This window comes from Exiguobacterium sp. UBA7533 (assembly GCF_002479335.1).
GTDB lineage: Bacteria > Bacillota > Bacilli > Exiguobacteriales > Exiguobacteriaceae > Exiguobacterium_A.
On sequence record NZ_DLMP01000001.1, the window covers coordinates 547,984 to 570,258 of the forward strand.

The window sequence follows — 22,275 nt, forward strand, 5'->3', positions numbered from 1 at the left end:
AAAAGGCAAATGCACGAGTGTACATTTGCCTAAAACGTGAACTTAGAACTTCCCTTTTTTGATCGCAAGACCAAGTTTTTTCAGTTCAAAGAAGTGTTTGTTGTCGATGACTTTTTTCATGAATGATGCGTTACGACCGTAAATCTTCTTGCCGAAGACCATGCCGATACCATCTTTATGACCAAGTGAAGCAACCGTTCCTTTGTTCTCGTACGTGAACGTCGATGTTTGACGACCCGCGATGAGTGCTGCGATGTTCTCAGCGACTTTGTGTGCTTGTTGTGTCGCGATTTGTGCAGTTGGTGGGTACGGACGGTTCGAACTTGGATCCATGACTGCTGAACAGTCACCGATCATGAAGACGTTATCGTGTCCTGGAACACGAAGATCTTCTTCGACGACGACACGGTTACGCATCGCTTCGAAACCAGATGCTGCAACGACAGGGTTACCGCTGACGCCACCTGTCCAGATGATTGTACTTGCTTCGATCGTTTCAGTCGTGTCGCCTTGAAGCGGACCGAACGTGACGCTTCCTGGTCCACATTCCTTGATGCCGTTACCGAGTTTGAACTCGACGCCTTGGCGCTCAAGCCATTTGTGTGCGTAGTTGACGAGATCAGCATCGAATCCTGGAAGGACTGTTGGCGCTGCCTCGATGTTAACGACACGAACGAGTTCGCGTGGGATATCATATTGTTTGCACAGTTCTGGAATACGGTTGACGAGCTCACCCATGAACTCGATTCCTGTGAATCCAGCACCACCGACGACGATCGTCAAGAGTGAACGATCTTGTGATCCTGTTGTTTTGTACTGTGCGAATGAGTAATCGATATGTTCCTTGATTTTACGGACGCTGTTCAACGAGCTGATCGTTAATGCGTGTTCCTTCAATCCTTTGATACCGAATGTTTCAGGAACGCCACCGAGAGCAACGACGACGTAATCGTAAGGAACTGTTCCGCCATCTTGTAAAAGAACCGTTTTAGCAGCCGTGTCGACTTTCTCAACGATACCTTTGACAAGTTTGACGCGTGATGGGTTGATGACATCATTGATGTAGATGCGTGCTTGCTCCGCAGACATCGTACCTGCAGCTGGTTCATGCAACCAAGTTGTTTGGTAATGATAGTCGTGTTTATTAATCAACGTGATGTTCGCTTGATCGACGCCGAGTTTCTTTTGAAGGTTGACTGCTGTGATCAATCCACCGTAGCCCGCTCCAAGAATAACAATGTTAGGTGTGTTCATGTTCTGATACTCCTTACGAATCGTAGTTTTGTTGTGATTTTCTTCACATTCAATTACAGACGAATGTTCAAAAACTTTGTTCAAATAATGTTCACATGTCTATAAGCCTATTGAAACACTTTTTAAGAATGATTGCAAAAGAAAAATGTAATTTCCTTTAAAAAAATGTGAGATGTTCCGTACTTGCACCTGAACCCCCTACTTCCTATATAATAGACCTATCCAATGCTAGGAGGGAATCAGATGTACCAACCATATGATGTCACGATCATCGGCGGCGGTCCGGTAGGACTGTTCACCGCGTTTTATTCAGGAATGCGCCAGATGAAGACGAAGGTCATCGAGAGTCTACCTCAATTAGGTGGTCAACTCGCTACGCTTTATCCTGAAAAATATATATACGATATCGCCGGTTTTCCAAAAGTAAAAGCGCAGGAACTAGTCGACCGGCTACTTGAACAAGCAAATGAATTTGATCCGACGTATGTGCTCGGTGAGACAGTCATCGCTTATGAACGGATGGATGATGGGATCATCCGCCTCGTCACGAACAAAGGCGAGCATTATACGAAGACCGTCATCTTGACAGCAGGGAACGGTTCGTTCGCTGCGCGCCCACTCGGTGTCGCGGACGCGGAACGCTTCGAGGAAACAAACTTGCACTATTTCGTCAACGACATGGAACGTTTCAAGGATCGTCAAGTCGTCCTGCTTGGTGGTGGCGATTCAGCAGTCGACTGGTCATTGATGCTTGAACCGATTGCCAAATCTGTCACGCTCGTCCACCGTCGCGATAAGTTCCGTGCCCATGAACATTCGGTCGAACTATTACATGACTCATCCGTTAACGTCATGACGCCGTATACGCTCGAATCGGTCACAGGTGAGACGCACATCGAGACGATGACGTTCAAACATGCTGAAAGTGGCGAAGTCGTCGTCGTTGCTGCTGACGATGTCGTCTGCAACTTTGGTTTCGTCTCGTCACTTGGGCCGCTCAAAGAATGGGAAGTCGAGTTCGAACGCAATTCGATTCGCGTCAACTCGAAGATGGAGACTGCGATTCCAGGCGTCTTCGCTTGTGGAGATATTGCGACTTACGAAGGACGCGTCAAATTGATCGCAACAGGCTTCGGTGAAGCACCGATTGCCGTCAACCAGGCGAAACTTCTTGTCGATCCATCGGCTCGTCACCCGCAACACTCGACGAGTCTGTTCGAAAAAGTAACGAACCATTCTTGAGATAAATGAATGGCTGCAAACAAATAAGAGGTCGAATTCTGGATAACATACCGGAGTCCGACCTCTTATTTTGATGGAATCACACCTAGGACGTGACCAAACATCTTTGACTCCTACAGGAAAAGGAAGCACGATGTGTGCTTCCGTCAGGGATAAGGAAGACCCGACAGATCACATGGAATGGGAACTGGCGCGGCTTACATCCCGCCTGAGGAAAGCGAAGATGTTGAAACGTCCGATTTCATACGAATGATCTTTTAACAGGCATCCGGTAAACCCGCTGCACGAGTTCTACCCCACCACGCTCAATCATCGATTCTTCGAAGAGCTGACCGCCGAACCGCTCGTAAAACTGGCACGCCGGATTATCCCGCAAGACAGAAACCTGCATTGCCTCGTATTCCGCCAAGTCCTCGATGATACGTTGAAACAATGCCTTCCCGAGCCCCTGCCCTTGAGAAGCTCGCAAAACATAAATCGCGTAGAGTTCTCCTTCACGCGCATCCCTTCGACTTGGTCCACCTTGCGCGAAGCCAACGACTTCGTCTTCTAACTCCACAACATACACGCGCTGATCGACTAACGTCTGCTCCCATTGTTTCGTCCGTTTCTCGTACGACAACTGCGCTAAATACGAATCCGGGATGACATCTTGATATGTCTCCCGCCAGGCATCAATATGAACGCGCGCAATGGTCGACGCATCTTCAAGACGTGCTTCACGAATTCTCATAACGGGATGATGAAGCGACGTGTCTCGCGTCCATTACGAACAGTCGGCTCAATTTCTCGTCCGCCGTTCGCCAAGATGACACGGCGAGATGCTAGATTATCAACGCCACACGTCAACAGCACTTGATCGAGTCCACGTTGCCACGCTTCTTCAAGCGCCAATCGAAGACCGGTCGTCGCATATCCTTTCTGACGCTCGGATGGTCGGATGCCGTATCCGATATGTCCGCCGTACAATTTTAAGTTCTCCGTCAAGTCATGCCGGAAGTTTAACGCGCCGACGATTCGTTGTCCGTCGACCATCCAGTACGTCGAATGCGTGACAAGACCTTCTCTGACTGTCGTTTCCATTTCTTTAAGCTCCGCGAAATAGGTAGCGAGCGGTTCATACGTATCCCCGACCGCTTCCGGTACGATCGTTTCGCCTGACTCTCGCCAGTCTTCTAAAAAGGCGCGGTACTCCGTTTCCCACGCAAGAGTTGGTTTCATCAACTGCATCATTGGTGATTGCGCACCTCCTCTTCAATCAAACGATCGAGCCAGTCATCGATATGTTGGAACAGATAGCCCGCTTCTTTCGCAGCTGTCGTATCCATATAGAAATCGCGTTCTGGCGCAAGTGGCGATTCATCCTCTCCTTTTGCGACGATTTGGCTCGTCGTTCCCGCAATACGGTCGATTTTATCCATCAGGTCTTGAATCGATAGGACGCCGTCACTCGCAGCGTTGATCGGTCCTGTCAATTCCGAACGACCACACCATTCCAGAAAGGCAGCGGCTTCGTAACTTGAGATGTAGCCCATCTTCGCATAGTTGTTTTCAGCGATAATCGGACGACCGTCAAGCGCGCGTTTGATATGGAAGACAAGTCGTTCCGTATAATCGTCTGGTCCGAGGACAACAGGAAAACGAACGGCAACGACAGGGAAGATCGCCCGTTGGAAGAAATAACTCTCCGCTTGGCGCTTTCCTTCGCCATACCCATGTTCCTTCTCAAGATCATATTTCCCGGGAAACGGATTGTAGGCGCGTTCCGAAATATTCGCACCACCGTCTTCATAAACAGACATCGTCGACGTCAACACATAGCGTCCGACTTTTCCTTCAAATGCGTCGATCGCGAGCTTGGCTTGATACGGCGTGAAGCAAATGTTGTCATAGATGACATCCCAGTGCTGTTGGCTTAAATCCTTCATCGTACTACTTGACGTCCGGTCTCCTTTGAAAAATGTCAAGCCCTTCGCGACCGGTGGAGTATGCTCACCGCGTGTGACGATCGTCACATCATCCCCCGAATCGGCTAAACGAATTGCTAAGCGTCGTCCGAAATAGCGTGTTCCCCCGAAGATCAATACTTTTCTCATCCTGAAGCCCTCCCTGTTCGTAGTAGCATTCACTCTCTGTAATATTTCGAGTAAACTCAACAAGTCTCCTGTATGAGAGCAACAAAAAAAATCGTGGACGATGTCCACGATTGGATTCATTAACAGCCACCTGGTGTCCCGGCATTCGTTGCTGTCCGGAATGACGTTCCGCAACCACACGTTGCGATGGCATTCGGATTCGTGATCGTGAATCCGCCACCAAGCATTGACTGTTTATAATCGATTTCCAGTCCTTTGACGACCGGATAATCCTTTTCGTCCACGATGACGGTCACGCCGTGCTGTTCAAAAACGAGATCCGTTTCTTTTTGTTGATCGAATCCCATTCCGTACGACAGACCACTACATCCACCACCTTGGACGAGCATCCGAAGATTTCGTTCATCTGCTGGTGCCTGCGCCATCATGTCCTGGACTTGTAGCGCTGCTGCCTCCGTTAAATGGATCATGTCATCACCTTCCTTTTCTTTAGTATACGCAACTTCTGAGCGAATCGAAACCTAGTTGCTTGAAACTATCTTGAATTCGTTGTATAAATGGTATGTACAATAAAATAATCGTTCCATCTTCAGGGCAGGGTGAAATTCCCGACCGGCGGTAAACAACTCTTTTTAAGTTGAAGCCCGCGAGCGAATAGGGCGCTATTTGCTGATTCTGTGTAATTCAGGAGCCGACAGTACAGTCTGGATGGGAGAAGATGGCGGCATGAGTTTGAATTTGATCGATTTTGCAATAATCGATTAGGTTTATTTAATGCGGACTTCTCCCCTGTTGATCTGATCAATAGGGGTTTCTTTATGGTCGCAGTCATGCCAATACTTCATCGAGAGGAACGAGCAAAAGGAGACAATACTCGTATGAAACGCACACAAAAAATGGTCACTCTGTCAATGTTAGGTTCAATCTCATTTGTTCTTATGCTTATCAATTTTCCACTACCGTTCTTACCAAACTATCTGAAGATCGACTTCAGTGATGTTCCTGCTCTTGTCGCAGCGATCATGTTCTCACCGGTCGCAGGTGTCATCGTCGAAGCATTGAAGAACGTGTTATACTACATCTTCCGCGGAAGTGGTGTTCCGGTCGGAGAATTCGCGAACTTCGCTGCAGGCGTCGCATTCGTACTACCTGTCAGCTGGTTCTACCACAAAAAGAAATCAACACAAGGTCTCGCAACTGGTCTCGTCGCTGGTACGATCACGATGGCACTCGGTCTTGCGATCCTCAACTATATCTTGATCCTTCCAGCGTATGCATGGTTCCTCGGTATGGATTACATGGCGGATCCAGCTGTCAAATGGACAGCGATCACTGCCGGTATCTTACCGTTTAACGTCATCAAGGCTTTGTTCATCTCGGCACTCTTCATTCCACTGTTCTTGAAACTACGCCCATGGATGATGCGCCGTCAACAATCTGCCTGATCCGAAAAGCTGCGCCCGCTGACGGACACGAATCCCCTCGTTCAGACGAACGAGGGGATTTTTTGGCTGTCCATGCTCACAGCTCATTCTCTTCGATTTTCAGGTAAATCTTTTCAAGCAACTCTTCCGGCGTTTCACCTACGACGGTCTCACCATCTACGAGACAAAAATGGTCAAGCGAACAAATCCCGCAATAACCGAGGCAACCGTATTCGACGACGTCAACATTCGGGTCACGTTCAAGTTGCTCCATGACGACCTGTGTACCAGCCGCTAAGTTACTAATACAAAATTCAATAATCGGATTCACTTTTTTTCCTCCTTCAAGCAGGAAACGACCTGCCTCATGTCGTATTATACAAGGTCAGACTGATTTAGGGGAACTAAGGGGGATTTTACGTTATGAAGCAATTGGTCGTACTCGGCGGAGGTTATGGTGGAATGCGGATTTGTGAGCGATTCAAGGACGAGGAAGTTGCCGTCACGCTCGTCGACCGTCTACCGTACCACGCACTCAAAACGGAATACTACGCACTCGCAGCAGGTACATTATCAGATCGGGATGTCCGGATTGAATTTCCGGAGGGGAAACATCTTACCTATAAATATGGACATGTCATCAAAATCTCACCAGAGACGAATACAGTCCATCTGCAGGACGGATCAGAATTATTCTATGATGACTTAATCATCGCCCTCGGTTGCGAGGATAAATACCACAACATTCCGGGTGCTCAAGAATTTACATACAGCATCCAGACACTAGAAGAATCACGGAAGACACAACAAGCGATTTATGGTCTGTCACCGGAATCCGTTGTCTCGATCGTCGGTGCTGGTCTATCTGGTGTCGAACTCGCCAGTGAACTACATGAGAGCCGGAAGGATTTGACGATTCGTCTATTCGACCGCGGTCCATCTGTCTTGTCTTTCCTATCCGATAAAGTCTCGTCTTACGTTCAGGAATGGTTCGAGGAACATGATGTTGAAGTCATCAACAACTCGAATGTCACGCTCGTCACAGCGGACGATGTGCGAAACGGCGACGATACGTATCCATCCGACTTAACGATTTGGACAGCTGGTACGCAGCCGGTCAAAGTTGTACGCGATCTCGGCTTTGCTGCGGATAGTGGCGGTCGGATCAAATTGACGGAACATCATCACGTACCAGAATACGATAACGTCTTCGTCATCGGTGATTGTGCAAGTCTACCGTATGCACCAAGTGGTCAACTCGCAGAACATCAGGCAGAACAAGTCGTCGATGTCTTACAAGCCAAGTGGCAAGGAAAGAAATTACCGAAGCTGCCAGAAATTAAACTGCGCGGGATGCTCGGTTCACTCGGAAAATCAGATGGTTTCGGAATCGTCATGGGCAAACAAGCACTGACGGGGAAAGTCCCACGTCTCTTGAAGTCCGGTGTCTTATGGAAACACAAAAAGATTAAATGAGCAAAAGAGGTGTCCCAGGCTTTGGGATACCTCTTTTTCGTTCATCCCGCCTGATTCAGCTTCGCATCGATTGCCGCTGTGATCGTCTTGAGTTTGACGTACCCCTCATCAATCATCTCATCATCGAGCACGATCAGTGGATAAAAATAGACATCCTCTTTCAGCGCTTCCGTCCATTGATCTGATGTTGCTGTCTCGAAATCAACATAGCGAAGCGTCATCGCTTGCTCATATTTCCGCCCGAGGACGGCTTGTAGCCAACTGAATGTCTCTTCCGAGCTAGGTGCCCCGACACAACTCGGACAGGTGACCGCTGTTCCGTAAACCGTGATTTCCATCTTGAAGTCCCCCTTTTCAATTCACTCCTCTTTAGTATACAAGTTTTCCAGATTGAGAACATTTTTCAACCCTGTTACAATGAAACTATACGAAAGGATGTGTTTACGCATGGAAATGTTTGATCAAGTGAATGAAGTTCTTGAAAAATTGCGTCCGTTCCTTCTTCGTGATGGAGGAGACGTTGAACTCGTAGATGTAGAAGACGGAATCGTAAAACTCCGTTTGATGGGAGCTTGTGGTAGCTGCCCAAGTTCAACAATCACATTGAAGGCCGGTATCGAACGTGCCCTTCTTGAAGAAGTCGCTGGCGTCGTCGAAGTCGAACAAGTCTTCTAATACATGAAATCCCGAACGAATTCTCGTTCGGGATTTTTTGATTCATAGAATCCATTCAGCTAACGTATCAACCATGTATGTCGGTTGACGATCCTGCCCTTGAATGAAGACTGGTGTATGGACGCCAGAATTGACGTGCATCGTCCGGATACCTCCATTGATCCCGAAAAGAATGTCCGTATGGTAGTTGTCTCCGACCATGATGACGTCTTCTTTTGACAGACCAATCATTTCTGTCGCGATATCGACCATGACTGGTTCTGGTTTACCGATGAAGAACGGTTCCTTCTCCGTCGTCACGCGCAGGACGGACGTCAAAGCACCATTACCTGGCAGGAAACCACGTTCGGTCGGAATCGCGATATCACCGTTCGTTGAAATAAACCGGGCACCGGCACGAATCGCAAGTGCACCAACAGCGAGTTTTTCGTACGTGATTTGACGATCGAGACCGATGACGACGTAATCTGCCGCTTCGGTTGCGACGACGTCTAACCCTTCTCGTTCAAGCGCGTCGATCAGTCCTGTTTCTCCGATCGCATAGACGCGCGCTTTTGGTGACAGGTCAGCAATATAACGACCAGTCGCCATCGCACTCGTCAAAACGTGTTTCGCATCGGAATGAACACCCATCCCGCGTAGTTTCTCTGCCACGGCTTCTGCCGTCATCGACGCGTTATTCGTCACGAACAAGTACGGAATGCCCTCTGCTTGCAGACGATTGACGAAATCGACCGCTTCTTTTACCGGTTCCGTTCCGTTATACATCGTTCCATCTAAATCAAATAAATAGCCTTTTGCCTTCATCCTGACTCACTCCTCGTTTGGTAAAAATGCAGACACCGGTCCGAGTTCTGTCTCGATATACCGGCGAATCGCTTCCGGAAAACGACGTAGTTCTGCTTCCTCTGTCTCAAGTATCGCCCGAATCTCCGCCATACTCGACTGTGTGAATGACCGGACGATCAACGTACGTAACACAACGAGCTTTTTCAGACTCGTCGCAAGCGGTCCATCAATCACCTTCTCATCTTCTAGGATGAGGATGATATCTTCATAACTTCCCGGATCCCGCATGATGAATCCATCAATCATACTGTTTCCGATATCGATGACACTCTCGATGACTAAAAAACCGATCCGCTCCATAGCCAGTGCCGTCGTCACCGGATCCCCCGTAATTTCCTTACTTTGTCGAAGTGCTGTCTCATAACAGACGACCGTCTCTTCGATTTTTTGACGATTGACGAAATACATCTTCATTCCCCCTCACATTCTCCATTTTATCGTTATCCAGCAATCCTGAAAAGCAGAAAGGTCATTTGCATCACATTCACCAATGTGTTATCCTCAATTTAGATTTTTGCTGAAAATAGTATGTCACATTGGTGACGTGGAGGTTATATACATGGAACGGGAACTCGCACTGGAAATCGTACGCGCTACGGAAGCAGCAGCACTAGCTTCTGCTCAATGGATTGGTCGCGGTAAGAAAAATGAAGCGGATGACGCAGCAACGACTGCGATGCGCGAAGTCTTGAATACGGTCAACATGAACGGAACGGTCGTCATCGGTGAAGGCGAGCTCGACGAAGCACCGATGCTCTTCATCGGCGAACGTGTCGGAACAGCGAACGGTCCAATCGTTGATATCGCCGTCGATCCGCTCGAAGGAACGAATATCGTCGCTAAAGGACTTGGCAATGCGATGGTCGTCATCGCCGTCGCCGATCAAGGCGCCCTGCTCCACGCACCCGATATGTATATGGATAAATTAACAGTCGGACCGAACTTGAAAGGGCACGTCTCACTCGACGACCCGCTTGAAGTCATCATCGAAAAGGCAGCACAATATAACAATAAACGGATCGAGGACGTCACGGTCATCATGCAAGACCGTCCACGTCATGATCATTTCCGCGAAGCAGCGATGCGGATGGGCGCACGCGTCCGTCTGTTTGAAGACGGTGATGTCTCAGCTGGAATCGCACCACTTTCTCCTGCGACAGGAATCGATATCTTCATCGGAACAGGCGGTGCGCCTGAAGGTGTCATCACGGCTGCTGCCGTCAAAGCGATGGGTGGCGATATGCAAGCACGCTTACATCCATTGAACGAAGAAGAAACAGCTCGCGTCATCCGAATGGGTCTAGCGGATCCACTTCAACTCTTAACGCTCGACGACCTGATCAAAAGCGACGACTGCATCTTCGCAGCAACAGGCGTCACGACAGGCGAAATGCTCGATGGCGTGAAGTTCTTGACGGATGATATCGTTGAAACGACATCTCTTGTCATGCGTTCGAAAACACGGACAATCCGAAAAGTGATCGCCGAGCATAGCTTATCGCGTAAACCATACTTGCAAAAAGTCCCCCAAACCCTTTAATCTGAAACAGACGTTAGGGAAATGAGGGAAGCTGAATGATGGAAGAACGTGATTTTTTATACGATGATGTCGAACAAACAAAGACACGCTTCGTCAGTTGGATTGGCGAAGCAAGTCGCTTTGATCTCGCCATTACGCATTCGGAACATTTTTACGGTAAGATTCTCGTCTTGAATCTCTTATCGAATCGGTATGCAATCATCGGCGCGGATGATTTCGATGAACCCGGCTACATCGCAACGGCGTTTGACGTCGAAGACGATGCGGCAACGGAACTCGAAATGTATCTTCGCGCTTATATCGGTCTATGAAAAAAGCCTTCGTCGCGGACGAAGGCTTTTTTGTCTTATAAGAGACGATCGTTTCGTTCATTTAGTGTGTTCGGTCCGCTAAAGACATTCGTATTATCTGACTCGTCATGAGCACGGCGCTCTGAATGCTGATCCGCTTCATCACCGACAAGTAACACGAATTGACCGCTTTCGACTGCATGATTCGCACGATCGACGTCTTCCTTCGTCAAGCCACTTCCGTGGATGGCATCTCCATGAGAGACCGATTCATCTTTTTTGAAGATACTCTTGATTTCCTGCCATAGATTACGATGATCTTCCTGCGATAGACGCGTGGATGTCTGTTGGTTGTTTAGATCCGCCAATTCCTCGATTTGTTCGAGATCGTATTTGTCGTGTGCTAAGACTTTTAAATCAGTCGAGACGACACCCGCAACACGGAGATCGTGCACGGCACTGACGACTTCTGGTACGGATGAGTAAATTCCAACGATTCGCATGGATGATTCCTCCTATAGGTACGTGATACTTATAGTAATAGCCGAATTCCTTCCAATAAAAACGCTTTTCTGTATGACAGTTTGATTACTCGCCTTCCGTCTTGTCTGGTGCAGGTGCGAACTTCCGTTTCAACTTCAACGTATTGGATGAAGAACCGTCGAAGCGAGGTGGTGCTTCTTCTCCTTCTACCAATCCGACCTTCTTGACGATGAAATAGGCACATCCGAAGTTACAGTATTCGTAGAGATAATCAGCCACATGCGAAATCTTTGTATCGAATGTCGCTTTCTCGTGTTGATCCTCATAGAAGCCACGTAGTCGTAATTGACCGTGCCCCCAGTCGCCCACGATATAATCATATTTTTCAAGGACATCGCTGAAACGACCGATGAAGGCTTCTTCATTAAAGCCTTCCCGTTTCTCTTCGACGACTTCATAACGTTCCCGATTGACTTGTATCATTATTCCCACCTCCTGCTGTTCTTATCATAGCATATTCCATTTCTCCTGACAGACGAAAAACCGTCCGAGTCAGCTGCTCGAACGGTCGTTGATCGTTAGTCGATCGGAAGTGCTGTTTTATTCTTTTTCGCTGCGTTGACTTGCTCATCTGCATGATACGATGAACGAACGAGTGGACCAGCTTCACAGTGTGAGAAGCCTTTACCAAGCGCAATCTGTTTCAGTTCAGCGAATTCTTGTGGTGTATAGTACTTGATGACGTCGAGGTGCTTTTTCGTCGGTTGGAGATACTGACCGATCGTCATGATGTCGACGTTGTTTGCGCGAAGATCATCCATCGTTTCGAGAATCTCTTCCCATGTCTCACCAAGACCAAGCATCAAGCTCGACTTCGTTGGAATTTCAGGTGCGAGCTCCTTCGAACGACGAAGGAATTCAAGCGTCCGGTCGTATGTGGCTTTTGCACGAACAGTTGGTGTCAGACGGCGAACCGTCTCGATGTTATGGTTCATAATGTCTGGTTGTGCGTCAATCAATGTTTTCAGAGCTTCGAAATTCCCACCCATGTCTGAAGGTAAGACTTCGATTGATGTCTCCGGGTTCATCCGACGAACTTCACGAACCGTCTCAGCGTAAACGCCTGCTCCGAAATCATTCAGATCATCGCGTGCGACCGCTGTAATGACCGCGTGCTTCAGGTTCATCAAACGGACCGATTCCGCGACACGTTTTGGTTCTTCGAGATCGAGTTCGTTCGGACGTCCTGTCGTCACGGCGCAAAAACGGCACGCACGTGTACAGATACTTCCGAGGATCATGAACGTCGCCGTCCGGCGTACCGCCCAACACTCGTGGATATTCGGACACTTTGCTTCCTCACAGACAGTATGTAGCTTTTTCTCGCGCATCATACTCTTTAATTCTGTGTAGGTCTCATTCGTATTCAGCTTGATTTTCAACCATTCCGGTTTACGTTGGATTTCTCCGCGTCCCATGGTTTCGCTTCCCCCTTCATCCCCAAAAAGTCAATTAAGTCTGCTTTAGTATAACAAACAATCAGGGTTTGCGAACATGCAATTCATTATATTCCGACTTCTCCGATAAGCGTTCAAACAACAAATCACGCAACAATTCAGGCATGAAATATTCTTTTGGCATCTCTTTGATGGCCGGGAATAATGGACCAAACGTAAACATATCCGGCAAGACGACAGAATAATTGCGTGTTAGCTCAAGCGGTTGATGATCCGCCAAACCAGCATAATGCATCCGTCCCATCAACTTTCCTCGGAATCCAAGACCACGAACCTTTAAGTGCTCGAACTGTTCTTTGTTGACTTCATCGAGGAATGTTTGTAATTCCATTCCTGTCATCGTGACTTTACAAGGATTGATCGGATGTGGACAGAGTCGATGTAAATCAAAGGCAGAGACGGGACCTGGTGGAAGCGACCCGAGCAGAATACCGGCTGGTACACAAGCGATATCTGCCTCACACCAGTCGCGCATCGTCTCGACGAGCAACTGTGAAAACGGCGACTCACTGAACCAATCATTGGCTAGACCCGCTGTCTCGCCAATCGGTTCCTTCATCTGTTGTTCCGCCAGATATTGTTCTCGATCGAGTAATTTCGCTGTTGCCTCATCCTCAACGTAATCGTGTAGGGAATGAAGTACTGCTTCTTTCTCACCCGTATCCGTATTCATATAAATCTCACCCGCATACTGACCGTGTTTTCCGGCTTGCGTGATTAAGACACCATTCTTGACGACACCATCATCGAGGACATGATGCGTATGCGCACCGATGATTAAATCAAGTTCTGGAAAGCGCATCGCAAGTTCTTCATCCTGATAAAATCCGAGGTGACTTAAACAAATCAGGACGTCGACTTCCTGGCGCAAACGTTCGATCTCGCGCGCCGCGACGTCAAATGGTTCTTCGATCGTCCAACCGAGTAATCCGTATAGTTCAATATAAGGTGCCGTCAGACCAAAAACACCGACTTTTCCCGTCGGTAACTCATGAATGACACCTTGCTTGGCGAATGGTGCTTCTAAATTCGAGACAAGGACTGGAAAGTCTGCTTCCGTATAGAGGTCTGCTAACCAGTCGTGCGGAAACGTAATCCCTTCATTGTTTCCGATCGTCACAGCAGTCGGCATCAACGCGTTCAATAAATGCGTATTAATTTTTCCTTTTGTCGCTTCCGTCGCTGGATCGACACGGTCAGCATGATCGCCTAAATCAAAAACAAGCGAATCATACGTCCGGTGTTCCTTGACGAATGACATGTAGCGAGGCCACATGTCGAAGTGTGAGTGCAAATCATTATAGTGAATGATGTGTAACTTCATGCAGAAGCCCCCCTTGATGATTTAAAACAAAGAGATTTGTCGCGGCGCGAGTTCATAGTCGAGATCAAGAATTTCGATTAATCGTTTCGCATTCGGGGCAGCATCTCCTGCTGAGTTGTTATTGAAAAAGACATAGACATCCTTTGCTTCCGCTGCAACGTCGCGGATGTGACTTGCAAGTTCCTGTAGCTCATCTTCTGAGTAACGATAGAGACAGCGGACTTTTCGCCAATCGTCACTACTTTGACCCGGTTTCTTTAACCAACCGGCCTTGTTTCGTCCATGTAATCGAATGAATGCCGTCTCCTGCGTCACGACAGGTACGAATGGTACGGAACCGTCTTCCGTCTGCGGTTCATCACAAATCGTATGGATGAACTGATGTTCCTTCAAAAAACGGAGCGTCCGCTCACGATAGGCTTCCGAGTACCACGATGGATTTCGGAATTCGATCGCGACTGGCAGTCCAGCAAGCGATTTTCGGATCGTTTGCAAGTATTCCAAGTGCAATTTACTGACATCGAACCATGGTGGAAGTTGGACAAGGATTGCCGCAATTTTTCCACTCTTACGCATCGGTTCAATCGACGTGATATATTGTTCAAAAATTGGTCCGAGCGGATCTTTATTTTCCCGGTCGTGCCCACTCATCGCGCGGTGGACCTTAACGATGAAGCGGAAACCGTCCGGTGTCTCAGATACCCATTTCTCATAGTTTCGTTCTGGTTGAATCGCATAGAACGTCGAGTCGACCTCAACTGCTGGAAAATGCCCAGCATAGGCAGCTAGTTTTTCTTTTCGATCTTGCGGGGTCAAGTAGAGACTATCATGATCTCCCCAGCCCGTGACACCGATATATATCATGCTCTCTTCCCCCTCGCGTGTTCTATTCTACCTATTTATCATAGCATAGCAGAATCCAGGATTTCTTCTTCGATGCTTCCTGAGCAAACACTCTTTTTCAGAAAAAAGACATCCCTTTCCCCCCTGCTCATGCAGGAAGAAAAAGGATGTCTAGTTAACGATTTTCATTATGAAGCAGAAGTCTGTGCCTCAACGATTTTTGGAGCAGGCGCTCTTCGTTTCGGTACCGGAACGATATAGTTACCGTAGGGCAATAGACTGATGACATACGATACAGAAATCGAAGCTGCAAGCGTGACGATCATCGCACAAACGAACATACTCGCAGAGTCGAAGTAAGCAAAGAGATCCGTTCGACCGATTCCGCGGATGACGAGCGGATGAATCAGATAGATGCCCATCGAATGTGTTCCAATCGTTTGAAAGAGTCGCATTGCTGTCGCATCTCTCTGCACATATTGAAAAGCATAATTCAAAACGACAAGAACGAACGGGATATACACGAGGTTCGCAAGATTCGTAGAAGTATAAATTCGGTTCAAATCAATACTGACCCAAATATCAACTAAAATCAATCCACTGATGAGCAACAAGATCGTCCGATGACGTTTTAGAATCTGTTGTATTTCTTCATAATAAACAGCGTATGTAATTCCCATCATGAAATACGCGATCCAGTTAAGTAAGAAAGAGCGACTGTTGACGACTTGATTGAGGAAGTCGTTATTCGTCGTTAAGCTTCCTGACGTCAGCCAGAAATAGTTGACGCCCATCGCAACCACTGTTGCAACAAGTAGCATGGTTCCTTTCTTGAATCTTGCGAGAAATGGAAAGACGACATAAAACTGAAGCACAGTCAAAATGAAGTACAAATGGAAGTTCGCCGTTCCGTAAAGGAAGTACTCCGATAACGGCACACCCGGCTTCAAACTATCTTCTACATGAAAACGATACACGAGATAGACGGTACTCCAAATCAGATAAGGAATGAAAATTTTAGAAAAACGCGATTTAACGAATGTTCCAAGATTAAATCCTTTGCGCTGGACCATCGACATCAATAGAAAAGCACTGATGATGGCAAAAATCGGCGTACCGATTCGAGCAAACTGGTTGATATAACCGATTGCCTCGTTTGTAAATTCTCCTTGAGAATAATAGAGACCAGCGATGACATGGACAGCGACGACCAAAATTGCCGCAATCGATCGAATGACTGGAATTTCCTGATAAAATTTCATTTTTTCACACCTTAATCAGTTTTATAGATTTTTTACAAAAGTTATTATAATCTATTTTCGCCCATATTAAATGAAAATATCCAAATTTTATTGAATGTCACAAAAAAAAGAATCTCTTTTGAAATAAGAGACTCTTTTTATAAAGGCTAGATTTTTTCGTAAGATAACACGATACATCCCGATTTAAAGACGTGTGTCTCGACTAACCGTAGCGCTTGTGATTGATCAAACACTGGAAACATTCGTTTCCCATCTCCGAGTAGAACAGGATAGATCACAACATGATAGCGATCGACGAGTCCAAGCTCAATCGCTTCAGCAGCAAGTGTCGCCCCCCCGATCGCAATCTGCTTCCCAGGTAGGGCTTTTAGTGCTTGAAGTTCCTCGGCAAGCGACGTGGTCGCTAGACGCGCCTTTCCTTCGACAGCGTCGAGCGTTCGCGAGAAGACAATCTTCTCAAGCGCCTGCCACGTTTTCGCATACTCAACGATGATCGGCTCGTCTTCTTGATCCGCTGTCTCCCAGTACTGCATCATTTCATACAAACGACGTCCATAGACATGGGTATCGAACGCTCTCTCATAATCGTTGAAGTATTGATGCAGTTCCGCATCCGGTGAAGCGAAATCGATGCTGCCTGACGCATCCTCGATATAACCGTCAAGTGAGACTTGAAAGGAATAGACGATGTCACGCATAGTAACCCCTCCTTTTTCCCTCCTATACCCGTTTTCCTCCAACCATGAAAAAACTCCCTCATCCGCAGATGAGAGAGTAAGACGAATTATCCGATTGAACCTTCCATCTCGAACTTGATGAGACGGTTCATTTCGACCGCATATTCCATTGGAAGTTCTTTTGTGAACGGCTCGATGAAGCCCATAACGATCATTTCCGTTGCTTCCTCTTGTGAAATCCCGCGGCTCATGAGGTAGAACAATTGTTCTTCCGAGACCTTCGAGACTTTCGCTTCGTGCTCGAGCGAAATGTTATCGTTGAGGATTTCGTTGTACGGAATCGTATCCGATGTCGATTGGTTATCCATGATGAGCGTATCACATTCGATGTTCGAACGTGCGCCTGTCGCTTTACGTCCGAAGTGAACGATACCGCGGTACGTGACTTTACCACCGTGTTTTGAGATCGACTTCGAGACGATCGTCGACGATGTGTTCGGTGCTAAGTGAATCATTTTCGCACCCGCATCTTGGTGTTGACCTTTACCAGCGATTGCGATTGACAATGTCATACCACGTGAACCTTCACCTTTGAGGATGACGGCTGGGTATTTCATCGTCAGTTTCGAACCGATGTTACCATCGACCCATTCCATCGTTGCGCCAGCTTCACAGATCGCACGCTTCGTAACGAGGTTGTAGACGTTGTTCGCCCAGTTTTGGATCGTTGTATAACGGCAGTAAGCGTTCTTGTTGATGAAGATCTCAACGACCGCTGAGTGAAGCGAGTTCGTCGTGTAGACCGGTGCTGTACATCCTTCGACGTAGTGAACCGATGCTTCGTCATCAACGATGATCAACGTCCGCTCGAATTGACCCATGTTTTCCGAGTTGATCCGGAAGTAGGCTTGAAGCGGCGTGTCGACTTTAACGCCTTTTGGTACGTAGATGAACGATCCACCTGACCAGACCGCTGTGTTCAAGGCTGCGAACTTGTTGTCTGTTGGCGGGATTAATTTTCCGAAGTACTCACGGAAGATATCTTCGTTCTCTTTTAAGGCTGTATCTGTATCTTTGAAGACGACACCGATTTCTTCGAGGTCTTCCTTCATGTTGTGGTAGACAACCTCTGACTCGTACTGAGCCGAGACACCTGCCAAGTATTTTTGCTCTGCTTCTGGGATACCGAGTTTGTCAAACGTACGTTTGATTTCTTCCGGTACTTCATCCCACGATTTCTCTGCACGTTCAGACGGCTTAACGTAGTACGTGATATCGTCGAAGTTCAATTCTGAGAGATCGCCACCCCACGCTGGCATTGCTTGTTCGTTGAAGATCTTGAGTGATTTCAAACGGAAATCAAGCATCCATTGTGGTTCTTCCTTCATTTTCGAGATCGTTTCGACGACTTCAGTCGTCAAGCCACGTCCAGAACGGAAGATCGAGATATCGCGATCGTGGAAACCATATTTATAATCGCCAATTTCCGGCATGTTCTTTGCCATGTTCATTTCCTCCTCTTACTTGCTTGTGACCGAAGTTTACTTCCCTTCTTCTACGCCGCGTTCGAGCGCCTTCCAGGCAAGTGTCGCACATTTGATGCGTGCCGGGAATTTCGTGACACCCGAGAGTGCCTCGACGTCCCCGAGGTCGAACGATTCGTCGTCATAGTCTTTTCCTTGGACCATGTCCGAAAAGATATCCGCGAGTCGTAAGGCTTCTTCGATAGTCTTACCTTTGACGAGTTGCGTCATCATTGAAGCAGACGCCATGCTGATCGAGCAGCCCTCCCCGTCAAATTTCGCATCACGGACGACATCGTCTTCAATCGCGAGCTGGAGACGAATCGTGTCGCCGCACGTCGGATTGTTCATGTCGATCGTGACGCCCCCCTCGATCGCACCGCGATTTCGGGGAGTTTTATAATGATCCATGATCACTTGACGATACAAGTGATCGAGATTGTTAAAATCCATGACTGAAATACTCCTTCGTTTGGCGAAGTCCTGTCACGAGTGCGTCAACCTCTTCTTTCGTGTTGTAGAGATAGAAGCTAGCGCGAGCCGTCGAGCTCGCTCCGAGCCAACGCATCAAGGGCTGTGCACAGTGGTGACCGGCGCGAACCGCGATTCCCTGCATATCAAGGACGGTTGCGACGTCATGTGCATGGACATCACCGAGATTGAACGTGACGAGTCCAACGCGTTCTTCCGGACCGTAAATCGTGAGTCCGTCGATGTCACGCATTTGTGCCATCGCATACTGCGCGAGTTCACGTTCGTGTGCTTCGACGTTCTCTAGACCAATCTCTTCTAAGAAATCAATCGCTGCCGATAAACCAACGGCACCTGCGATGATCGGTGTACCCGCTTCGAAACGATATGGAGACGGTTTGAACGTCGACTCTTCAAGACCAACGTAATCAATCATCTCACCACCGAATTCGACCGGTTCCATCGCATTGAGTAATGCCTTTTTCCCGTAAAGAACACCAACGCCTGTCGGACCACACATCTTGTGTGCGGAGAAAGCGAGGAAGTCACAGTCGAGATCCGTGACATTAATCCGTTGGTGTGGTGCACTTTGCGCAGCATCGACGACCATGACGGCACCACGAGCGTGCGCAAGACGAGCGACTTCTTTGATCGGATTGATTGTACCGAGAACATTCGAGACGTGTGCCATCGCGACGATTTTCGTCCGGTCAGACAGTTGTGCTTCGACCGCTTCGACCGTCACGCGACCATCTGCTGTCAAATCAACGTATTTCAACTTCGCTTTTTTGCGTTTAGCGACTTGTTGCCACGGAATGAGATTCGCATGGTGTTCGAGGTACGTGACGACGATTTCGTCGCCTTCTTCGACATGCTCCATGCCGTAGCTTGACGCGACGATGTTGATCGCCGTCGTCGTGCCGCGGGTAAAGATAATTTCTTCATGGTGTTGCGCCTGGATGAAACGACGAACGTTCTCACGCGCACCTTCGTACGCATCCGTCGCTCGTGTTCCGAGCGTATGGACGCCACGGTGCACATTCGAATGAATCGTCTTATAGTAGTCGTCAATCGCATTGATGACGACGAGCGGCTTCTGCGAAGAGGCCGCACTATCGAGATAGACGAGTTTCCGGTCGTTGACCTGTTGGTCGAGGATCGGAAACTGATTGCGGATGGATGCATCGATTCCCATATTAGTTTACTTTCCCTTCGATGACTTGAACGAGACGTTCTTTCACCGAGTCAATCGCAAGTTCCGAGACGACTGGCTGGAGGAATCCGTGAACGACGAGGCGTTCTGCTTCCTTCCGTGAAAGACCACGGCTCATCAAGTAGTAGAGTTGTAGTTCATCGACACGACCGACAGATGCCGCGTGTCCTGCCATGACGTCATCCTCATCGATTAAGAGGATTGGGTTTGCATCCCCACGTGCCTTTTCCGACAACATGAGGACACGTTCCGTTTGAACGCCGTTTGATTTCGAAGCGCCGTGATGGATCATCGACGTTCCGTTGAAGATTGATGTTGCTGCGTCTTTTTGGACACCGTGGATCAAGATGAAACCTTCTGATCCTTTACCGAAATGGTCCGTACGGACGTTGAAGTTTTGTTTTTGCTCTCCACGACCGACCGTAACGGCTTTCGTATCTGAGAACGAATCGTTTCCGACGAGGTGTGTTTTTGTTTCTGTGACCGTGTGACCGTCATTCATGTGACCGAGTGCCCATTCGAGCTTCGCGCCTTGTTTGACGACACCGCGACGGTTCATATACGTGATGGCACCCTTAGATAGTGTATCTACACCACCAAAGAGAACTTTTGCGTTGTCTTCGACGAATACTTCTGTGACGACGTTGACGTTATGCGCTTCGTCACCGTAAGAGACGAAGTTTTCGATATACGTCAATTCGCTGTCAGCATCTGCAACGATGATTGCGTGATGGTAAAGGGCAGCGCCTGATTGCTCAAGCGTATAGATTGCTTGCATCGGTACAGACAGCTTGACGCCTTTTGGTACATAAAGGAACGTACCGCCGTTACGAAGTGCTGCGTTTAATGCCGCAAGACGATCTTCGTTGACTTGAACACCTTCAGTCATGAAGTACTTCTCGACGAGTTCCGGGTGTTGTTTTAATGCGTCTTCGAGCGTCGTGAAGATGACGCCGTTCGCCGCTTCACTGTTTTGCGCGTGGACGAGTTGTCCGTTACGCGTGACGAGCATGTGATCACGGTTTTCGCCGATCAATGCTTCGATATCTGAAGAAAGACCAGTGACGGTTTCAAGTTCCGTCGTACCTTCTGTGAAGTTCCAGCCTTCGATCTTGATTTTTTCTACTTTTGGCAATGCGAGCGTTGGGGCAAGATCAAGCGCGTCTTGACGCTTTGCGATCATCCAAGATGGTTCCCCTAAGCGAGTCGCACGTTCTGCCACTGCCTCGCGATTTACTGCAAGATTCAGTTCTACAGTCATCATGCTTCCTCCCTCGTCTTACGCTTTTGTTTCGATTTCGACGTCTTCGATGCCGAGTTCTTTTTTAACCCAGTCATAACCTTCTGCTTCGAGACGGTGTGCGAGTTCTTTACCGCCAGACATGACGATTTTTCCGCCCATCATGATGTGGATGAAGTCTGGCTCGATATAGTTCAAGAGACGTTGATAGTGCGTGATGATCAAGCAGCCGAATTCAGGTGAACGCATTTCGTTGACACCTTTTGCAACGACTTTAAGTGCATCGATATCAAGACCTGAATCGATTTCATCGAGAATCGCGATTGCTGGTTTAAGCATCATCATCTGAAGAATTTCGTTACGTTTCTTTTCTCCACCAGAGAAACCTTCGTTGAGGTAACGGTGTGCCATTTCTGAAGGCATCTCGAGAAGACCCATTTGTGAATCAAGTTCACGGATGAATTTCATGAGTGAGATTTCATCGCCTTCTTCACGACGCGAGTTGATCGCTGAACGAAGGAAGTCTGAGTTCGTAACACCACTGATTTCGCTTGGGTACTGCATTGCGAGGAACATACCTGCTTGTGCGCGTTCATCGACTTCCATGTCGAGGACGTCTTCGCCGTCGAGTGTGACTGAACCAGATGTCACTTCGTACGATGGGTGACCCATCAATGCTGATGCGAGTGTTGATTTACCTGTCCCGTTTGGTCCCATGACCGCGTGGATTTCCCCGCCTTTGATTTCCAAGTTGACGCCTTTCAAGATTTCCTTGCCGTCGATCGCGACGTGTAGATCTTCAATCTTCAAGTGTGAAGCCTTCATGTTAGAATCCCTCCATCTATTCATTTCGTGACTGACGATTCAGAACACGAG

27 protein-coding genes and 1 riboswitch are annotated in these 22,275 nt (G+C 48.0%); of the genes, 6 read left to right on the forward strand and 21 right to left on the reverse strand.

The annotated features are described in order from the left end of the window. Positions 1-42 precede the first annotated feature (42 nt). A complete protein-coding gene (locus B2U10_RS02715) occupies positions 43-1,254 on the reverse strand; it encodes an NAD(P)/FAD-dependent oxidoreductase (RefSeq protein WP_023469134.1) in 1,212 nt (403 codons plus the stop codon). A 243-nt stretch (positions 1,255-1,497) separates the two neighbouring features. Here B2U10_RS02715 and B2U10_RS02720 point away from each other — a divergent pair, with 243 nt between their 5' ends. Further along, the gene (locus B2U10_RS02720; protein WP_035406045.1) at positions 1,498-2,496 is read left to right on the forward strand and encodes an NAD(P)/FAD-dependent oxidoreductase; all 999 of its coding nucleotides are present in this window, start codon (positions 1,498-1,500) and stop codon (positions 2,494-2,496) included. Positions 2,497-2,737: 241 nt separating this feature from the next. Here B2U10_RS02720 and B2U10_RS02725 read toward each other — a convergent pair whose 3' ends face one another. From B2U10_RS02725 to B2U10_RS02740, 4 genes are all read right to left on the reverse strand, one after another. Further along, positions 2,738-3,229, reverse strand: a complete 492-nt coding sequence (locus tag B2U10_RS02725) for a GNAT family N-acetyltransferase (RefSeq protein WP_290785430.1) — start codon at positions 3,227-3,229, stop codon at positions 2,738-2,740. Further along, positions 3,226-3,729 (reverse strand): GNAT family N-acetyltransferase, encoded by a 504-nt coding sequence (locus tag B2U10_RS02730; RefSeq protein WP_290785432.1) that lies wholly within the window; start codon positions 3,727-3,729, stop codon positions 3,226-3,228. Before B2U10_RS02730 ends, B2U10_RS02725 begins: the two co-directional genes overlap by 4 nt. After that, positions 3,726-4,592 carry an NAD-dependent epimerase/dehydratase family protein gene (locus B2U10_RS02735; protein WP_290785435.1) on the reverse strand — a complete coding sequence of 289 codons (867 nt, stop codon included), beginning with the start codon at positions 4,590-4,592 and terminating at the stop codon, positions 3,726-3,728. Before B2U10_RS02735 ends, B2U10_RS02730 begins: the two co-directional genes overlap by 4 nt. A gap of 119 nt (positions 4,593-4,711) precedes the next feature. Continuing rightward, positions 4,712-5,062, reverse strand: a complete 351-nt coding sequence (locus tag B2U10_RS02740) for a HesB/IscA family protein (RefSeq protein ID WP_029342414.1) — start codon at positions 5,060-5,062, stop codon at positions 4,712-4,714. A gap of 111 nt (positions 5,063-5,173) precedes the next feature. Next, positions 5,174-5,316: riboswitch (FMN riboswitch) on the forward strand. A gap of 154 nt (positions 5,317-5,470) precedes the next feature. Between B2U10_RS02740 and B2U10_RS02745 the strand changes: the two genes are divergently transcribed. Then, positions 5,471-6,037 carry an ECF transporter S component gene (locus B2U10_RS02745; protein ID WP_029342415.1) on the forward strand — a complete coding sequence of 189 codons (567 nt, stop codon included), beginning with the start codon at positions 5,471-5,473 and terminating at the stop codon, positions 6,035-6,037. Positions 6,038-6,113: 76 nt separating this feature from the next. On the opposite strand, the gene B2U10_RS02750 is transcribed toward B2U10_RS02745, so the two are convergent. After that, positions 6,114-6,347: a YuzB family protein gene (locus B2U10_RS02750; RefSeq protein WP_023469141.1), complete on the reverse strand. Its 234-nt coding sequence runs from the start codon at positions 6,345-6,347 to the stop codon at positions 6,114-6,116. Between the two features lie 92 nt (positions 6,348-6,439). Here B2U10_RS02750 and B2U10_RS02755 point away from each other — a divergent pair, with 92 nt between their 5' ends. Then, positions 6,440-7,492, forward strand: a complete 1,053-nt coding sequence (locus B2U10_RS02755) for an NAD(P)/FAD-dependent oxidoreductase (RefSeq protein WP_290752211.1) — start codon at positions 6,440-6,442, stop codon at positions 7,490-7,492. 41 nt (positions 7,493-7,533) lie between these two features. Here the strand turns inward: B2U10_RS02755 and B2U10_RS02760 are convergent, their stop codons facing one another. Next, positions 7,534-7,830, reverse strand: a complete 297-nt coding sequence (locus B2U10_RS02760; RefSeq protein ID WP_035406035.1) for a DUF1462 family protein — start codon at positions 7,828-7,830, stop codon at positions 7,534-7,536. Positions 7,831-7,939: 109 nt separating this feature from the next. On the opposite strand from B2U10_RS02760, the gene B2U10_RS02765 reads away from it, so the two are divergent. Continuing rightward, the gene (locus B2U10_RS02765) at positions 7,940-8,167 is read left to right on the forward strand and encodes a NifU family protein (protein ID WP_012371190.1); all 228 of its coding nucleotides are present in this window, start codon (positions 7,940-7,942) and stop codon (positions 8,165-8,167) included. A 42-nt stretch (positions 8,168-8,209) separates the two neighbouring features. On the opposite strand, the gene B2U10_RS02770 is transcribed toward B2U10_RS02765, so the two are convergent. Together B2U10_RS02770 and B2U10_RS02775 are read right to left on the reverse strand one after the other, a co-directional pair. Beyond that, positions 8,210-8,974, reverse strand: a complete 765-nt coding sequence (locus tag B2U10_RS02770) for a TIGR01457 family HAD-type hydrolase (RefSeq protein ID WP_023469144.1) — start codon at positions 8,972-8,974, stop codon at positions 8,210-8,212. A gap of 6 nt (positions 8,975-8,980) precedes the next feature. Continuing rightward, positions 8,981-9,424, reverse strand: a complete 444-nt coding sequence (locus B2U10_RS02775; RefSeq protein WP_290785438.1) for a DUF86 domain-containing protein — start codon at positions 9,422-9,424, stop codon at positions 8,981-8,983. A gap of 151 nt (positions 9,425-9,575) precedes the next feature. On the opposite strand from B2U10_RS02775, the gene glpX reads away from it, so the two are divergent. Further along, entirely contained in the window at positions 9,576-10,556 is a 981-nt protein-coding gene (gene glpX / locus B2U10_RS02780) for a class II fructose-bisphosphatase (protein WP_035406031.1), read from the forward strand. Between the two features lie 35 nt (positions 10,557-10,591). Then, complete coding sequence (locus B2U10_RS02785) at positions 10,592-10,867, forward strand: DUF3055 domain-containing protein (RefSeq protein ID WP_023469147.1); 276 nt, start codon at positions 10,592-10,594, stop codon at positions 10,865-10,867. 35 nt (positions 10,868-10,902) lie between these two features. Here B2U10_RS02785 and B2U10_RS02790 read toward each other — a convergent pair whose 3' ends face one another. The 12 genes from B2U10_RS02790 to sufC form a co-directional block, all read right to left on the reverse strand. Then, entirely contained in the window at positions 10,903-11,349 is a 447-nt protein-coding gene (locus B2U10_RS02790) for a general stress protein (protein ID WP_214727844.1), read from the reverse strand. Positions 11,350-11,434: 85 nt separating this feature from the next. Next, complete coding sequence (locus B2U10_RS02795) at positions 11,435-11,812, reverse strand: YutD family protein (protein ID WP_056062847.1); 378 nt, start codon at positions 11,810-11,812, stop codon at positions 11,435-11,437. A gap of 95 nt (positions 11,813-11,907) precedes the next feature. Continuing rightward, positions 11,908-12,807: a lipoyl synthase gene (gene lipA / locus B2U10_RS02800; protein ID WP_035406024.1), complete on the reverse strand. Its 900-nt coding sequence runs from the start codon at positions 12,805-12,807 to the stop codon at positions 11,908-11,910. 61 nt (positions 12,808-12,868) lie between these two features. After that, positions 12,869-14,170, reverse strand: a complete 1,302-nt coding sequence (locus B2U10_RS02805; RefSeq protein ID WP_290785441.1) for a bifunctional metallophosphatase/5'-nucleotidase — start codon at positions 14,168-14,170, stop codon at positions 12,869-12,871. A gap of 21 nt (positions 14,171-14,191) precedes the next feature. Beyond that, positions 14,192-15,034 (reverse strand): DUF72 domain-containing protein, encoded by an 843-nt coding sequence (locus B2U10_RS02810; RefSeq protein WP_290785444.1) that lies wholly within the window; start codon positions 15,032-15,034, stop codon positions 14,192-14,194. Between the two features lie 167 nt (positions 15,035-15,201). Next, a complete protein-coding gene (locus B2U10_RS02815; RefSeq protein ID WP_290785447.1) occupies positions 15,202-16,275 on the reverse strand; it encodes an acyltransferase in 1,074 nt (357 codons plus the stop codon). Between the two features lie 146 nt (positions 16,276-16,421). Next, positions 16,422-16,973 (reverse strand): dihydrofolate reductase family protein, encoded by a 552-nt coding sequence (locus B2U10_RS02820; protein WP_290785450.1) that lies wholly within the window; start codon positions 16,971-16,973, stop codon positions 16,422-16,424. Positions 16,974-17,059: 86 nt separating this feature from the next. Beyond that, positions 17,060-18,457: a Fe-S cluster assembly protein SufB gene (sufB, locus tag B2U10_RS02825; RefSeq protein WP_023469154.1), complete on the reverse strand. Its 1,398-nt coding sequence runs from the start codon at positions 18,455-18,457 to the stop codon at positions 17,060-17,062. A gap of 36 nt (positions 18,458-18,493) precedes the next feature. Beyond that, positions 18,494-18,928: a Fe-S cluster assembly sulfur transfer protein SufU gene (sufU, locus tag B2U10_RS02830; RefSeq protein ID WP_023469155.1), complete on the reverse strand. Its 435-nt coding sequence runs from the start codon at positions 18,926-18,928 to the stop codon at positions 18,494-18,496. Further along, on the reverse strand, positions 18,918-20,141 hold the full coding sequence (locus tag B2U10_RS02835) for a cysteine desulfurase (protein WP_035396382.1): 1,224 nt from the start codon (positions 20,139-20,141) through the stop codon (positions 18,918-18,920). Before B2U10_RS02835 ends, sufU begins: the two co-directional genes overlap by 11 nt. Before the next feature lies 1 nt (position 20,142). Further along, positions 20,143-21,420 carry a Fe-S cluster assembly protein SufD gene (sufD, locus tag B2U10_RS02840; RefSeq protein WP_290785453.1) on the reverse strand — a complete coding sequence of 426 codons (1,278 nt, stop codon included), beginning with the start codon at positions 21,418-21,420 and terminating at the stop codon, positions 20,143-20,145. Between the two features lie 18 nt (positions 21,421-21,438). Continuing rightward, positions 21,439-22,224 carry a Fe-S cluster assembly ATPase SufC gene (sufC, locus tag B2U10_RS02845; protein WP_023469158.1) on the reverse strand — a complete coding sequence of 262 codons (786 nt, stop codon included), beginning with the start codon at positions 22,222-22,224 and terminating at the stop codon, positions 21,439-21,441. Positions 22,225-22,275 lie beyond the last annotated feature (51 nt).

Coding starts and splice junctions, on each gene's coding strand:
- B2U10_RS02790 (WP_214727844.1), bottom strand. CDS start 11,349: ATGCGAATCGTTGGAATTTACTCATCCGTACCAGAAGTCGTCAGTGCC.
- B2U10_RS02810 (WP_290785444.1), bottom strand. CDS start 15,034: ATGATATATATCGGTGTCACGGGCTGGGGAGATCATGATAGTCTCTAC.
- B2U10_RS02770 (WP_023469144.1), bottom strand. CDS start 8,974: ATGAAGGCAAAAGGCTATTTATTTGATTTAGATGGAACGATGTATAAC.
- B2U10_RS02730 (WP_290785432.1), bottom strand. CDS start 3,729: ATGATGCAGTTGATGAAACCAACTCTTGCGTGGGAAACGGAGTACCGC.
- B2U10_RS02775 (WP_290785438.1), bottom strand. CDS start 9,424: ATGTATTTCGTCAATCGTCAAAAAATCGAAGAGACGGTCGTCTGTTAT.
- B2U10_RS02795 (WP_056062847.1), bottom strand. CDS start 11,812: ATGATACAAGTCAATCGGGAACGTTATGAAGTCGTCGAAGAGAAACGG.
- B2U10_RS02765 (WP_012371190.1), top strand. CDS start 7,940: ATGGAAATGTTTGATCAAGTGAATGAAGTTCTTGAAAAATTGCGTCCG.
- lipA (WP_035406024.1), bottom strand. CDS start 12,807: ATGGGACGCGGAGAAATCCAACGTAAACCGGAATGGTTGAAAATCAAG.
- B2U10_RS02745 (WP_029342415.1), top strand. CDS start 5,471: ATGAAACGCACACAAAAAATGGTCACTCTGTCAATGTTAGGTTCAATC.
- B2U10_RS02720 (WP_035406045.1), top strand. CDS start 1,498: ATGTACCAACCATATGATGTCACGATCATCGGCGGCGGTCCGGTAGGA.
- glpX (WP_035406031.1), top strand. CDS start 9,576: ATGGAACGGGAACTCGCACTGGAAATCGTACGCGCTACGGAAGCAGCA.
- B2U10_RS02760 (WP_035406035.1), bottom strand. CDS start 7,830: ATGGAAATCACGGTTTACGGAACAGCGGTCACCTGTCCGAGTTGTGTC.
- B2U10_RS02820 (WP_290785450.1), bottom strand. CDS start 16,973: ATGCGTGACATCGTCTATTCCTTTCAAGTCTCACTTGACGGTTATATC.
- B2U10_RS02785 (WP_023469147.1), top strand. CDS start 10,592: ATGATGGAAGAACGTGATTTTTTATACGATGATGTCGAACAAACAAAG.
- B2U10_RS02740 (WP_029342414.1), bottom strand. CDS start 5,062: ATGATCCATTTAACGGAGGCAGCAGCGCTACAAGTCCAGGACATGATG.
- B2U10_RS02835 (WP_035396382.1), bottom strand. CDS start 20,141: ATGGGAATCGATGCATCCATCCGCAATCAGTTTCCGATCCTCGACCAA.
- B2U10_RS02755 (WP_290752211.1), top strand. CDS start 6,440: ATGAAGCAATTGGTCGTACTCGGCGGAGGTTATGGTGGAATGCGGATT.
- B2U10_RS02725 (WP_290785430.1), bottom strand. CDS start 3,229: ATGAGAATTCGTGAAGCACGTCTTGAAGATGCGTCGACCATTGCGCGC.
- B2U10_RS02805 (WP_290785441.1), bottom strand. CDS start 14,170: ATGAAGTTACACATCATTCACTATAATGATTTGCACTCACACTTCGAC.
- sufD (WP_290785453.1), bottom strand. CDS start 21,420: ATGACTGTAGAACTGAATCTTGCAGTAAATCGCGAGGCAGTGGCAGAA.
- B2U10_RS02715 (WP_023469134.1), bottom strand. CDS start 1,254: ATGAACACACCTAACATTGTTATTCTTGGAGCGGGCTACGGTGGATTG.
- sufU (WP_023469155.1), bottom strand. CDS start 18,928: ATGGATTTTAACAATCTCGATCACTTGTATCGTCAAGTGATCATGGAT.
- B2U10_RS02815 (WP_290785447.1), bottom strand. CDS start 16,275: ATGAAATTTTATCAGGAAATTCCAGTCATTCGATCGATTGCGGCAATT.
- sufB (WP_023469154.1), bottom strand. CDS start 18,457: ATGGCAAAGAACATGCCGGAAATTGGCGATTATAAATATGGTTTCCAC.
- sufC (WP_023469158.1), bottom strand. CDS start 22,224: ATGAAGGCTTCACACTTGAAGATTGAAGATCTACACGTCGCGATCGAC.
- B2U10_RS02735 (WP_290785435.1), bottom strand. CDS start 4,592: ATGAGAAAAGTATTGATCTTCGGGGGAACACGCTATTTCGGACGACGC.